The sequence below is a fragment of the Caballeronia sp. dw_19 genome, from assembly GCF_018449515.1.
Taxonomy (GTDB): Bacteria; Pseudomonadota; Gammaproteobacteria; order Burkholderiales; family Burkholderiaceae; genus Caballeronia.
This window is the reverse complement of the sequence record NZ_JAAVUQ010000005.1, coordinates 12,826-26,610: the sequence shown is the minus strand read 5'-3', so window position 1 is coordinate 26,610 and position 13,785 is coordinate 12,826. Positions and strand designations below refer to the sequence as shown.

Genomic DNA, 13,785 nt, shown 5'->3' with positions numbered 1-13,785 from the left:
CGCCCGTTGGACAGTTAGCGATTTTCGTCAGGCATCGACTGTACGGTCGATGCCACGATCACCCGATCTCTGAGACAATCAACAGGCCGGTTTCCTCTAACTCTCTAGCCTGTCCAACGCGCATGTCCGTCAAGCCAAACGCTGCCTCCAAAAGCAATCTAAGAACTCGCGCGGCCCGTGCTTCCAAAGTAGACGCGGATGGACCGGAAAAGCGGGTTTTATGGCTTCGTGAAGAGCTCAAACGTGCGAACCACGCGTACCACGTGCTCGACCAGCCCAGCATGTCAGATGCTGAGTACGACACCTTGTTTCAGGAGTTGCAGCAGATCGAGGCCGACCATCCGGAACTCAGCGATCTGTGGTCACCGACCCAAGAAGTCGGAGGCGAGGCTTCGTCAGGATTTCAGCCCGTCGTTCGTGAGATTCCGATGTTATCGCTGGAAAAAGGATTCAAAGACGAAGATATTTTAGCTTTCGATAAGCGGGTTTCGGGTGCGCTCAGGAAATCGCCTGTGGAATACGCCTGTGAATCGAAGCTTGATGGGTTGGCTATTTCACTGCTTTACAAAGAGGGGCGACTCACCCAGGCTGCAACACGTGGCGATGGGCTGATCGGAGAGGATGTGACGGAAAACGTCCGCACTATCGATTCGGTTCCGAAAAAATTGACTGGCGAAAAGTTGCCGGAACTGCTTGAAGTGCGTGGTGAAGTGTTGATGTTCAAGCGGGACTTCGAGCAATTGAATACCCGCGAGGAAGCCGCTGGGCGAAACGGTTTCGTCAACCCGCGTAACGCGGCGGCGGGCGCTCTACGACAGCTAAATGCCCAACTTACGGCTGCACGAAAGCTATCGTTCTTCGCCTACGGTATTGGCGCGCTAAAAAGCGCGGACTTACCACGAACGCATTCAGCTCTGCTCGACTGGCTTGAGCAAATGGGATTGCCGGTCAATGCGGAGCGAGACGTTGTCCGAGGGGCAGAAGGGATGCTCAGTTTTTTTCGCCGTATTGAGGTCAAACGGGAGCAATTACCATACGAAATCGATGGAGTGGTTTATAAAGTTAATCCGGTTACTGACCAAGAACGACTAGGGTCCACATCGCGAGCGCCACGCTTCGCTCTAGCGCACAAGTTTGAAGCACAGGAAGCTCGTACCACGGTGCGTGCTATCGACGTACAGGTCGGCCGAACCGGCGCAATCACTCCAGTCGCGCGGCTCACACCTGTCTTCGTAGGCGGAGCCACAGTGACGAATGCCACACTACATAACGAGGACGAGGTGCGGCGTAAGGATGTTCGGATCGGCGACACGGTACGGGTTCGACGTGCCGGCGATGTGATTCCCGAAGTCATTGGAGTGGTCATTGATGACCGTCCTGAAAATACTCGCATGTTCGAGATGCCGACAGAGTGCCCAGTCTGCGGATCGAAGATCGCAAGGTTGCCCAATGAAGCCATTGCTCGCTGCACGGGCGGCCTGATCTGTCCCGCGCAACGCAAGCAGGCGTTGTGGCATTTCGCGCAACGGCGCGCGCTGGATATCGACGGGCTGGGTGAGAAGATCATCGACCAACTGGTCGATGAGAACATCGTGCGCACGCCCGCGGACCTGTTCAATCTCGGTGTGGCAACGCTCGTCGCGCTCGACCGTTTCGCCGATAAATCCGCCCAGAATCTGTACGATTCCCTCGAAAAGGCGAAGCAGACCACTTTGCCGCGTTTTCTGTACGCGCTGGGTATTCGTCACGTCGGGGAGTCGACGGCGAAGGATCTGGCCAAGCATTTCGGCTCACTCGATCCGATCATGGCGGCAAGCGTCGAGGAATTGCTGGAAGTGAACGATGTTGGCCCGGTCGTGGCCGAGTCGCTGCACAATTTTTTCAGCGAACCGCATAACCAGATGGTGATCGAGCAATTGCGCGCGCCGGGCAAGGTGACCTGGCCCGAAGGCCCGCCCGCGCCGAAGGCGCCGCAGGGCGTTCTCGCCGGCAAGACGGTCGTGCTCACCGGCACGCTGCCTACTCTGTCGCGCGAAGACGCGAAGGAGATGCTGGAGGCGGCGGGCGCGAAAGTGGCGGGATCGGTATCGAAGAAAACGGATTACGTGGTGGCGGGGGCGGAGGCCGGCAGCAAGCTTGTGAAGGCTGAGGAACTCGGCGTCCCGGTACTCGACGAAGAGGGTATGCGCAAGCTTTTGGAGGGAGAAACACCATGATTCGCGAAATCCTCAAAATGGGCGATCCGCGTTTGTTGCGTATCGCCGAGCCGGTCGATCACTTCGATACACCCGAGCTGCACGCTCTGGTTGAAGACATGTTCGACACCATGCGCCACGCAAACGGCGCCGGGCTTGCCGCGCCGCAGATCGGCGTGGATTTGCAGGTCGTGATCTTCGGTTTCGCGCACAACGAGCGTTATCCGGAGGCCGAGCCGGTGCCGGAAACGGTGCTGATCAACCCGATCATTACGCCGGTCTCGCACGACATGGAGGAAGGCTGGGAAGGGTGTTTGTCGGTGCCGGGCCTGCGCGGCGCCGTGCAGCGGTATTCCATGATCCGCTATCAGGGGTTCGATCAGTACGGCTCGCCTATCGAACGGCTGGCCGAAGGCTTTCACGCGCGCGTCGTGCAGCACGAATGCGATCACCTGATCGGCAAGCTGTATCCCATGCGCGTCACGGATTTCTCGAAGTTCGGCTTCACCGAGATCCTGTTTCCAGGACTCGATCCGAAAAGCGACGATTGATCGATCGACGGGCGAACGGCTGGTTTGACCGGCTGGTCAGCCGCTGAAAGGAATAAGGGCCGCGAAGAATCGCGGCCCTTTTGTTTGGTGGGGTGGTTTGGCCAAATGCGGCTTTCGTTGCGGTGCATGAATTGGCGACGTGCTCAGCCGTGCCGTACAGGATCCGACCGTTTAGCCGGATCATTCATGTATCAAGGAAGCAAAAACCGCCGGAGCCCGGCGGCTTCATCCTTCAAGCGAAGCTTTTCTTGGGTCCCGACGCCATTGCCGGCTGGCGGAACAATGCAATGTGCTCCGGATTCGCCGATGCCTGCAAGCGTCCGTCCGGCAACCGCGCGATGACCACTTCACCCACGCCCGGGCTCATCACGACAACTTCGTCGTGCACGGCGAGCAGCGCGTCGAGTCGACGTCGGCCGCTGATGATTTCGAGGCCGGTTTTGGTTTCGCGAACAATGATCTCAACGGACATGGCAATTCTCCAGTAGCACTTCGCAGCATTCGCCCAAGCACACGCGACTTGAAGCGGTAAATTGCGCGTGTACCTGACTAACGGTCATGTGTCATATTTTCTTTAGCCAAAAAATCGGCCAAAAAAAATCGATGCGATCGGCAGGTGCCGTTCGCATCGATTGGTAACAATTTCGTCGTTTTTCCGCGACGTTTTGAAGCGCGCGGAGAAGGCAGCGAAGCTGTTTTTAGAAAGCTTCGTCCGCGCCCAGATAACGCCACTGGCCCGGCGGCAAGGCGCCGAGCGTCACGTGACCCATCCGGATCCGCTTCAGGCCAACTACCTCCAGCCCAACCAGCTCGCACATCCGGCGAATCTGGCGCTTTTTGCCTTCGCGCAACACAAAGCGCAACTGTTCACCATTTTGCCAACTGACCTGCGCTGTTTTGAGCGGCACATCATCGAGCGAGAGTCCGTGGCGCAGCAGCGCCAGGCTTTCGGGCGGGAAGTGCGGTTCGATATCGACTTCGTGTTCGCCGAATTTCACGCGCACGAGATATTCCTTATCGACGTCGGAATGACCGCCGATCAGTTGTTTCGCCACGCGGCCATCCTGGGTCAGGACTAGCAGCCCGGTCGAATCGATATCCAGACGGCCTGCCGGCGCAAGCGTGCGCAGATGCAGCGGCGTGAAGCGGATGCCGGACTGGTCGTCGGCCCAATGGTTGGACGGATTGACCAGTGTGACAGCCGGCTGATAGCCGTCTTCCGCCTGACCCGACACGTAGCCAACCGGCTTGTGGATCAGAATGGTGACCTGCTGCATCTGGGCCGCGTGCGCGGCGGGTGCGATTTCAACGTTCTGGTCGGGACGAATCTTGGTGCCGAGCGTATCGATGACTTCGCCGTCGACCAGAACCCAGCCTTTTTCGATCCATTCATCGGCTTCGCGGCGCGAGCACAGGCCGAGTTCCGACATCACCTTCGACAAGCGCACGAGCCCTTCTTCATTTTCGCGTGCGATGCGGGCGGGTGAGGGCGGGGCGTCGGCATCACGCGGTTTTGACGGTTTCGATACCGGTTTGCGCGCGGCGGGTTTGTGCTCATCGCCGAAGCGTCCGGATGTGTCGCGTGCTACGTAAGGGCTGTCGCCCGAGGGCCGTTGGCGGTCGGTAGGGGCTGGGTGCGGGCTGCCATCGTGCGAATGGTTGCGCTCGCGCGGAGCGCTGCGGTCACCGCGGTCATTAAACGATGGGCGGGGCGTGCGGTCGCTGCTTGGGACGCGCGAATCATCGCGGGGTTTGAACGGACGACGTTCGTTGTCGCTTGAGGGGCGGTCGCCACGTGGGGCACCGCGGTCGCCGAAGGACGGACGGGGGCCGCGATCGCTGCTTGGACTGCGTGGAGCGTCGCCGCGCGGCGCGTATGGGCGACGTTCGCCATCGCCGGAAGGTCGATCACCGCGCGGAGCACCACGGTCGCCAAAGGACGGGCGCGGACCGCGATCGCTGCTTGGGCCACGCGGAGCATCGCCACGAGGTGTGAACGGACGACGTTCACCATCGCCAGAAGGCCGATCACCGCGCGGAGCGCCACGGTCGCCGAAGGACGGGCGGGGGCCGCGATCGCTGCTCGGACCACGCGGAGCATCACCACGCGGCGCATACGGACGACGTTCGCCATCACCGGAAGGTCGATCACCACGCGGAGCGCCGCGATCACCAAAGGAAGGACGCGGACCACGATCACTACTCGGACCACGGGGAGCATCACCACGAGGTGTGTACGGACGGCGTTCGCCATCACCAGAAGGCCGATCACCACGCGGAGCACCACGGTCGCCAAAGGAAGGACGCGGGCCGCGATCACTACTCGGACCACGCGGAGCATCACCACGCGGCGTGTACGGCCGACGTTCACCATCACCGGAAGGTCGATCACCACGCGGAGCGCCGCGATCACCAAAGGAAGGACGCGGGCCGCGATCACCACTCGGATCACGCGGAGCATCGCCACGCGGCGCGTACGGCCGACGTTCACCATCGCCGGAAGGGCGGTCACCACGCGGAGCGCCACGGTCGCCAAAGGAAGGACGCGAGCCACGATCACTACTCGGACCACGCGGAGCATCGCCACGCGGCGCGTACGGGCGACGTTCGCCATCGCCGGAAGGGCGGTCACCACGCGGAGCCCCACGATCACCAAACGAAGGCCGCGGACCGCGATCACCACTCGGACCACGCGGAGCATCGCCACGTGGCGTAAACGGACGACGTTCACCATCACCGGAAGGCCGATCACCACGCGGAGCGCCACGATCACCAAACGATGGCCGCGCCCCGCGATCACCCGCGCCCCGCGAGTCATCACTACGCGCCTTGAAAGGTTTCCGCTCACCCGCCCCCGAAGGCCGTGCACCGCCAGCCGGTTTATCACTACGCACTGGCCGATCGCCGCTCGCGATTTCAGCGCGTGCGGGCTTTTTTCGTCCGGCAGCGCTGCCGGTACGAACGGGGGAACGTGCCGGCGATGCCGGGCGCGGGTGCTTCGCTGTCAGTTTGACGCGCATATATTCTCAGGCTGCGATCGCGCGCAGCAGTTCGGTTTCGACCTGGATCTGCGTCCGGTTGTCGGATAGGGTTTTGCCGTCGAGCAGGAACACGTCTTCCACGCGTTCGCCAAGCGTATTGATCCGCGCCGCGTGGACGCCGATCCGGTGCTGGGCCAGAACCCGCGCGATCGAATAAAGGAGGCCCTGCCGGTCGTTAGCCGATACCGACAGGATGTAATACTGACCACGTTCGTCGGGACGTAAATCCACGCGCGGCGTGATCGGAAAAGTGCGCACAAGCCGCGAAACACGTCCCTTCGACGGTTCCGGCAAAATGCCCTCGGCGGTCAGCAGCGTACTCAACTGCTGTTCGACGAGATTCGCAATGTCGCGATAATGCCCGTCATGGTCGGGATGCGCGACCAGAAAATTGTCGAGCGCATAGCCGTGGCGCGTTGTTGTAACGCGTGCATCGAGCACGGACAGGCCGTTTTTGTCGAAATACGCGCAGATCCCGGCGAACAAATCGGGCCGGTCCTGCACATACACCAGCACCTGAAGCGCGGCGCCAATCGGCGAAGGCCGCGCCCGCACGATCGGCTTTTCGCTCTCCACGTGTTTATAAAGCACGCGGGTCTGCCACGCGATATCGGCGGCGTCGTGGCGCAGGAAATAGCCGACATCAAGCTTGTCCCACAACACTTTTTCCGCGTTTTCGGGCACGGTTTCAAGGCGCAGCAACGCGAGCGCGTCTTCCTGGCGCGACTTGAGTTCCGAGTGCGCGTGCAGTTCGGCGCCGCCGAGCACGGCGCGCGTGGCACGGTACAAATCCTCGAGCAGCTTGCCTTTCCACGCGTTCCAGACCTTGGGGCTGGTGCCGCGGATATCGGCGACGGTCAGCAAATACAGCGCGGTCAACCGGCGCTCGGTCTTGACCATCGATGCAAATTGCTTGATGACTTCCGGATCGCTCGTGTCCTGCTTTTGCGCGACCTGGCTCATGGTCAGATGCTGTTCCACGAGCCAAACGACCAGATCGCTGTCGTCCGCGCCAACATCGTGTTCACGGCAAAAACGCCGTGCATCCGCCATGCCGAGCACGGAGTGATCGCCGCCGCGGCCCTTGGCGATATCGTGAAAAAGTGCCGCAATATACAGCACCCAGGAGCGCTCGAAATTACCCATCAGCTGGCTGCAGAACGGGTATTCATGCGCGTGTTCGGCCATCGCGAAGCGCCGGATGTTGCGCAACACCATCAGGATGTGCTGATCGACGGTATAGACGTGATACAGGTCATGCTGCATCTGGCCGACAATGCGCCGGAAGTTGAGCAGGTAACGCCCCAGCACGCTTGTCTGGTTCATCAGCCGCAGCGCATGTGTGATGCCTTCGGGCTGCTTCAGGATCTCCATGAACAGGCGCCGGTTTTCGGGGTCCCGCCGCCAGTCGCGGCCCATCAGGTCACGTGCGTTATAGATTGCCCGGAGCGTTCGGGCGGATAAACCCTTCACGCCGCGCGTCTGTTCGTACAGCAGGAACGCTTCGAGAATGGCGTTGGGTTCGCGTTCGAAAACGTCGTCGCTGGCAATTTCCAGCATGCCCTGCTTCTCGACGAAACGCTCGTTGAGCACGCGGGTAATACCGCTCGTCGATGGAAACAGTTGCGCTTCCACGTTCTGGATCAGGATGGTGGCAAGCTGCGTGACGGCCTTCGCGGCCCAGTAGTAGCGGCGCATGAGCTGTTCGCTCGCGCGCTTGGACGATGTGGCTTTGTAGCCGAGGCTTTCGGCCAGCGCCGTCTGCAAGTCGAAGACGAGAATGTCCTGGCGCCGCCGGGCAATCACATGCAGCCGCGCGCGCAGGGTCTTCAGAAAACCTTCGTTGCGGCGCAGTTCGCTGGCTTCGCGCTCGGTAATCAGCCCGCGCGAATCCAGTTCACGCCAGCTGCTGCCGAAACCGGCCGCGCGCGAGATCCATAAAATAAGCTGCAAGTCACGCAGGCCGCCGGGGCTTTCCTTGATATTCGGCTCAAGGCTGTACGGCGTGTCCTGATACTTGGCGTGCCGCTGGCGCATCTCCAGGACTTTCGCCTGGAAGAACGCACGCGGATCGAGCGTCTGCCGATACCGCGCCTCGAACGTTTCGAACAGTGTTTCGCTGCCTACTATGCGGCGCGCTTCCAGCAGCGAGGTCTGGATGGTGATGTCGTTGCTTGCTTCATCTATGCACTGCGTCACCGACCGCACGCTGCTGCCGATCTCCAGGCCAAGATCCCACGCCATGCCAATCAGCCGCTCGATACGCGCGGCCAGTGAAGCGGTGTGGTCGGGCGTTTCGTCATCGGGCAGGAGGACGAGGATATCGACGTCCGAATAGGGCGCAAGTTCGCCGCGCCCGTAACCGCCGACCGCAATCAGCGCCGCCGATTTCGGCATCGCGCAGGCTTCCCAGGCGCCTTGGAGCGCTTCGTCGGTGGCGCGCGCGAGGGCATGCATCAGGCCATCGACGTTGGTTGCGCTTTGGAAGCGCTCGAGCAGGGCGGCCTTGGCCGTCTTGTACGAGGCTTTCAACGAATCGGCTTGGGGCGGGGCGTCGGCAGGTACGCTCATGGGCAGGCGGGTCGTCAAGTCAGTGGATGAAAATTGATCGTGGCGAACAGGCGGTTCGCCGGTTTTAAATCAGGTCACGCGCGATGCGGTCAGTGCGCACCCCGGACATGGGCTGGATGCGGCGTGGCAACGCAGGGTGCTGTCTGACCAGTCTTGACCACGAGCCCGAGTTGTTGGACGCGGACCAAGGCGAGATGCCGTAAGCTTCCTATACCACGCTATACAGCAAGCTTAAGCCGTCTTTAAACCGGGCGAAATAACTCTGGCTTGATCGGGCACAACTCAAGATCCGGCGCGACTCAACGACAACAATTCATGGCGCGAAAAGCGCCTGACGGGCGGAGCACAACCCAAATAGCGAGATTCGCCCCGGTTGATATAGGCCGGAACACGATACGTGCACGACTCGGCCACAACCTGCAGCGTCAAAAAAACCCGGCCGGTCAACGGTAGAACCACATGCTCCGGGTTCTCGGTCAAGCCGCTTCAAGCCGCTGCGGCGATCAATTCCGAAGGCGCTTGCGTGCCCGCCGACACGGTCAGCACTTCATAGCCTGTCGGCGTAACCAGCACCGTATGCTCCCATTGCGCGGACAGACTGCGGTCGCGCGTCTTGACGGTCCACTGGTCGGGCATGGTGCGGATATCGCGGCGGCCAGCATTGATCATGGGTTCGACCGTAAAGATCATGCCCGCCTGCAATTCGATGCCCGTGCCGGGCCGGCCATAGTGCAGCACTTGCGGATCTTCGTGAAAAACCTGGCCCACGCCGTGGCCGCAGTACTCGCGCACCACGCTGTAGCCTTGCGCTTCAGCATATTTCTGGATGGCGTGCCCGATATCGCCCAGATGCGCGCCCGGCTTGATCTGGTCGATTCCGAGCCACATGCAGTCGAACGTGGTTTGCACCAGGCGTTTTGCCAGAATCGATCCTTCGCCGACCAGGAACATCCGGCTGGTATCGCCGAAATAGCCTTCCTTGATCACGGTGATGTCAATATTCAGCGCGTCGCCGTTTTTCAGCGCCTTGTCGCCGGGAATGCCGTGGCAAATCACGTCGTTGACCGAGATACAGGTGGCTTTCGGGTACGGCGGATAGCCGGGCGGCTGGTAGTTCAGCGGCGCGGGCACCGTGCCTTGTTCTTTCAGCATGTACTCGTGGCAAAGCCGATCGAGTTCGCCCGTCGTCACGCCGGCGACAATATGAGGCGTGATGAAGTCGAGCACTTCGCTGGCAAGTCGGCAGGCGACGCGCATTTGCGCGATATCGTGGTCGGTTTTCAGCGTAATGGACATGACTTGTATCGAGAATGCGTGTAAGCGGCGGCTGGCGCCAATCGGTCATTATCGCACCTTAGAGGGCTCGCCGCACCCGGGTGCGGGCCGGCGCGGCGGTTTTAGAGCAGCCGGCACATGAATTCTGCGATTGTTTTGCCGACGTTTTGTTGCTTGTTGTCCCGCCCGCGCCGCTTGGGCGGCACAACAAGCAACACCGCCCGGGCTCGCATCCGGATGAACGAGCATCTTGAGTCGTGCCATTTGAGCGTGATATACTCGCTGGCTAAGTCTGCATCTACTTTGTAATCGTCTTCTCAATGCGTTTTTTCTGAAAATTATGTTTTCTGAAAAACACATGGAGAGAAGGTGCGGGGAAGAGTGGACTTGAATCGCAAGCCGGCGCACCCAGGGTGTCCGGCGCCCCGAAAAGCTAAGAAACACGGGGCGCCCGATGCGGCAGCCGGCTTAAGACCTAACCCTCGCGGAGAACTCTCATGGCAGTAACAATGCGTGAAATGCTGGAAGCCGGTGTCCACTTCGGTCACCAAACTCGCTTCTGGAACCCGAAAATGGCTCCGTTCATTTTCGGTCATCGCAACAAGATTCACATTATCAACCTCGAAAAAACGCTGCCGATGTACAACGACGCGCTGAAGTACGTGCGTCAATTGGCAGCGAATCGCGGCACGATTTTGTTCGTTGGCACGAAGCGCCAATCGCGTGACACGGTGGCGGAAGAAGCGCAACGCGCTGGTATGCCTTTCGTGAACGCGCGCTGGCTCGGCGGCATGCTGACCAACTTCAAGACGCTGAAAGTATCGATCAAGCGCCTGAAGGACATGGAAGCAGCGCTGGAAGCCGGTGAAACGGAACGCATGAGCAAGAAGGAAGCGCTCCTGTTTGAACGTGAAATGGCCAAGCTGATCAAGTCGATTGGCGGCGTGAAGGACATGGGCGGCATTCCGGACGCAATTTTCGTGGTTGACGTTGGTTACCACAAGATTGCCGTGACTGAAGCCAAGAAGCTGGGCATTCCGGTTATTGCCGTGGTTGATACGAACCACTCGCCGGAAGGCATCGACTACGTGATCCCGGGTAACGACGACGCCAGCAAGGCAGTCATGTTGTACACGAAGGGCGTGGCCGACGCGATCCTGGAAGGCCGTTCGAGCGCGGTGAACGAAGTGGTTCAGGCAGTTCGCAGCGGCGAAGGCGACGAGTTCGTGGAAGTCAACGCAGAAGCGTAAGTCTCTGCAGAAGACGCCGGCATGATGGTTTCGGCAAAAAAGGGGGCTTTGCGAAAGGCCCCCTTTTTTTAACCGGCAGCTACTGCAACGTAAAGTAACAACGGCACTATTCGTGGGCAGCAGGGCGCGAAACAGTCGTGAAGTATCTGTGAAGTATCGAAGTTATCGAAGTATCAGGCAGCACCCCCATTCTGGCCGCGGGCATTTCTCGCCGGCGGCGCGTGTCAATAGTGCGAACGTGTGAAAGCACGGCACAGACTCAAGGAGCAAATGATGGCGGCAATTACCGCAAGCATGGTGGCAGAACTGCGCGCAAAGACCGACGCGCCCATGATGGAATGCAAGAAGGCGCTGACGGAAGCCGAAGGCGACATGGAGCGCGCTGAAGAGCTGCTGCGCGTGAAGCTGGGCAACAAGGCGAGCAAGGCTGCGTCGCGGGTGACGGCTGAAGGCATCATCACGGCGCACATCGACGGCGGCGTGGGCTCGCTCGTTGAACTGAATTGCGAAACCGACTTCGTCGGCAAGAACGACGACTTCCTGGCATTCGGCAAAACCGTCGCCGAGATCGTGGCGAAGAGCAACCCGGCCGATGTCGCCGCCCTCGGCGCGCTGCCGCTGGAAAGCTCGACGGTCGACGCCGTGCGTCTCGCGCTGGTCGGCAAGATCGGTGAAAACGTGTCGATTCGCCGTTTCGTGCGTTTTGAATCCGCCAACAAGCTGGCTTCGTATCTCCACGGCACGCGCATCGGCGTGCTGGTCGAGTTCACGGGCGCGGACGAGCAGGTCGGCAAGGACGTTGCCATGCACATCGCTGCCATGAAGCCGGTCTCGCTGTCGTCGGACGACGTTCCGGCGGAACTGATCGCGAAGGAACGCAGCATCGCCGAGCAAAAGGCCGCGGAATCGGGCAAGCCGGCTGAGATCGTCGCCAAGATGGTCGACGGCAGCGTCCAGAAGTACCTGAAGGAAGTTTCGTTGCTGAACCAGACGTTCGTTAAGAACGACAAGCAGACGATCGAACAGATGTTGAAGGCGGCAGGCGCGTCGGTGCAGAAGTTTGCGCTGTTCGTGGTCGGCGAAGGCATCGAAAAGCGGTCGGATGACTTCGCTGCCGAAGTGGCCGCACAAGTTGCCGCCGCCAAGCAAGGCTAAAGCGTCAAACGGCGGTCAGGACTGCGCGGCTGGCTAGATACAGAAGTCGCGCGCGCAGTCGGCGCAGCATCAGCCGGCCCGTTCAACCGGGCCGCTCGACGCAGACGCACTGGCCTCCGAGTCAAAAATGCAGTGAAAAGCAGCTAAATGCAGCTAAATGTGAGGCGGGCGTTCCCCAACGCGGAACGTCCGTCTCGCGCCCTCATGGCGGTCAAGACCGCGCTGGACGGGCAAACCGGGGTTGATTCAGGTTAACCCCCGGGTGAATCCGTTGCGCCGCCGCGGCTTGTCCAATATGGGATGCTTGCCGGAAATATCGTTTCACCCCTACAGTTCTACGTTGTTGCACTCCCTCTCGGCGCGATCGGAACCCTCATATGCCCACAGCCTACAAACGCGTACTCCTCAAACTCTCCGGCGAAGCACTAATGGGCGACGATGCCTTTGGCATCAATCGCGCGACAATCGAAAGGATGGTGGCAGACGTTGCGGAAGTGGTGCGCATGGGTACGCAACTCGCGGTTGTTATCGGCGGCGGTAATATTTTTCGCGGCGTGGCGGGCGGTGCGGCCGGCATGGACCGTGCAACGGCCGACTACATGGGCATGCTCGCGACCATGATGAACGCGCTCGCGTTGCAGGACGCCATGCGCCACGCCGGTATCGAGGCGCGCGTGCAATCCGCGCTGCGCATGGACCAGGTGGTCGAGCCGTACATCCGCCCGCGCGCCATTCGCCAGCTCGAAGAAGGCAAAGTGGTCATTTTCGCGGCGGGTACGGGCAACCCGTTTTTCACCACCGATACCGCCGCTGCGCTGCGCGGTTCGGAGATTGGTGCGGAAGTCGTGTTGAAAGCGACGAAAGTGGACGGTGTATATTCCGCCGATCCCAAGAAAGACCCGACCGCCACCCGCTACAGCACGATCAGTTTCGACGAAGCGATCGGCAAGAATCTGCAGGTCATGGACGCGACGGCGTTTGCGCTGTGCCGCGACCAGAAGCTGCCTATTCGCGTGTTTGCGATCAATAAGCCGGGCGCGCTCAAGCGCATCGTTCAAGGCGACGACGAAGGTACGCTCGTCCACGTGTAAACTCTCGCGGTGACAAAAGGGCAAGGGCGGGTGCGCTCCCAAGGAACCGCGCCGCCACCGCCAGCACTGCATGCAATAAAAGTACGGAGGCTCACATGAGTTTGGCTGACATTAGGAAGAGCGTCGATCAGAAGATGCAAAAATCGATCGAAGCGTTCAAGAACGATCTCGCAAAGATCCGTACGGGCCGCGCCCACACGGGCTTGCTGGACCATATCCAGGTGGATTACTACGGCTCGAGCGTACCCATTTCGCAAGTAGCGAACATGACGCTGATCGACGCCCGGACAATTGGCGTGCAGGCGTGGGAAAAGAAGATGGTGCCGGTGGTGGAAAAGGCGATTCGTGATTCGGATCTGGGCCTGAACCCCTCCAACCAGGGCGATCAGATCCGCGTCCCAATGCCCGCGCTGACCGAAGAACGCCGCCGCGAGCTCGTGAAGGTTGTAAAAAGCGAAGGCGAAAACGCCAAGATTGCCGTGCGCAATCTGCGTCGCGACGCCAACGAGCAACTCAAGAAACTCGTGAAGGACAAGGAAATCTCCGAGGACGACGAACGTCGTGCAAGCGATGACGTCCAGAAGCTCACCGATAAAAACGTCGCGGAAATCGACAAGCTGGTTGTGTCGAAAGAAGCCGAAATCATGACGGTTTGA

At 60.3% G+C, this 13,785-nt stretch carries 11 protein-coding genes; 6 read left to right on the top strand and 5 right to left on the bottom strand.

Features of this window, described 5'->3' with window-relative positions; all coding sequences use genetic code 11:
• Positions 1-122: 122 nt before the first annotated feature.
• Positions 123-2,216, top strand: a complete 2,094-nt coding sequence (gene ligA / locus HB376_RS08675) for an NAD-dependent DNA ligase LigA (protein ID WP_213763115.1) — start codon at positions 123-125, stop codon at positions 2,214-2,216.
• Entirely contained in the window at positions 2,213-2,746 is a 534-nt protein-coding gene (gene def / locus HB376_RS08670) for a peptide deformylase (RefSeq protein WP_213763113.1), read from the top strand. The genes ligA and def overlap by 4 nt, the downstream gene beginning before the upstream one ends.
• A 232-nt stretch (positions 2,747-2,978) precedes the next feature.
• On the opposite strand, the gene HB376_RS08665 is transcribed toward def, so the two are convergent.
• From HB376_RS08665 to map, 5 genes are all read right to left on the bottom strand, one after another.
• Entirely contained in the window at positions 2,979-3,218 is a 240-nt protein-coding gene (locus tag HB376_RS08665) for a hypothetical protein (protein ID WP_213763111.1), read from the bottom strand.
• 226 nt (positions 3,219-3,444) lie between these two features.
• Positions 3,445-4,194, bottom strand: coding sequence for a pseudouridine synthase (locus tag HB376_RS41695; protein ID WP_346730465.1), 750 nt, complete (start codon positions 4,192-4,194; stop codon positions 3,445-3,447).
• Positions 4,195-4,331: 137 nt separating this feature from the next.
• Positions 4,332-5,564 carry a hypothetical protein gene (locus tag HB376_RS41690; RefSeq protein WP_346730464.1) on the bottom strand — a complete coding sequence of 411 codons (1,233 nt, stop codon included), beginning with the start codon at positions 5,562-5,564 and terminating at the stop codon, positions 4,332-4,334.
• 208 nt (positions 5,565-5,772) lie between these two features.
• A complete protein-coding gene (locus tag HB376_RS08655) occupies positions 5,773-8,358 on the bottom strand; it encodes a [protein-PII] uridylyltransferase (RefSeq protein ID WP_213763108.1) in 2,586 nt (861 codons plus the stop codon).
• A 486-nt stretch (positions 8,359-8,844) separates the two neighbouring features.
• Entirely contained in the window at positions 8,845-9,654 is an 810-nt protein-coding gene (gene map, locus HB376_RS08650; RefSeq protein ID WP_213763106.1) for a type I methionyl aminopeptidase, read from the bottom strand.
• Between the two features lie 476 nt (positions 9,655-10,130).
• Here map and rpsB point away from each other — a divergent pair, with 476 nt between their 5' ends.
• The 4 genes from rpsB to frr all read left to right on the top strand — a co-directional run bounded on the left by rpsB (position 10,131) and on the right by frr (position 13,785).
• Positions 10,131-10,883 carry a 30S ribosomal protein S2 gene (rpsB, locus tag HB376_RS08645; RefSeq protein ID WP_213763105.1) on the top strand — a complete coding sequence of 251 codons (753 nt, stop codon included), beginning with the start codon at positions 10,131-10,133 and terminating at the stop codon, positions 10,881-10,883.
• Positions 10,884-11,156: 273 nt separating this feature from the next.
• Positions 11,157-12,038, top strand: coding sequence for a translation elongation factor Ts (gene tsf / locus HB376_RS08640; protein WP_213763103.1), 882 nt, complete (start codon positions 11,157-11,159; stop codon positions 12,036-12,038).
• A 377-nt stretch (positions 12,039-12,415) separates the two neighbouring features.
• A complete protein-coding gene (gene pyrH / locus HB376_RS08635) occupies positions 12,416-13,129 on the top strand; it encodes a UMP kinase (protein WP_158936770.1) in 714 nt (237 codons plus the stop codon).
• A 95-nt stretch (positions 13,130-13,224) separates the two neighbouring features.
• Positions 13,225-13,785 carry a ribosome recycling factor gene (frr, locus tag HB376_RS08630; RefSeq protein ID WP_213763102.1) on the top strand — a complete coding sequence of 187 codons (561 nt, stop codon included), beginning with the start codon at positions 13,225-13,227 and terminating at the stop codon, positions 13,783-13,785.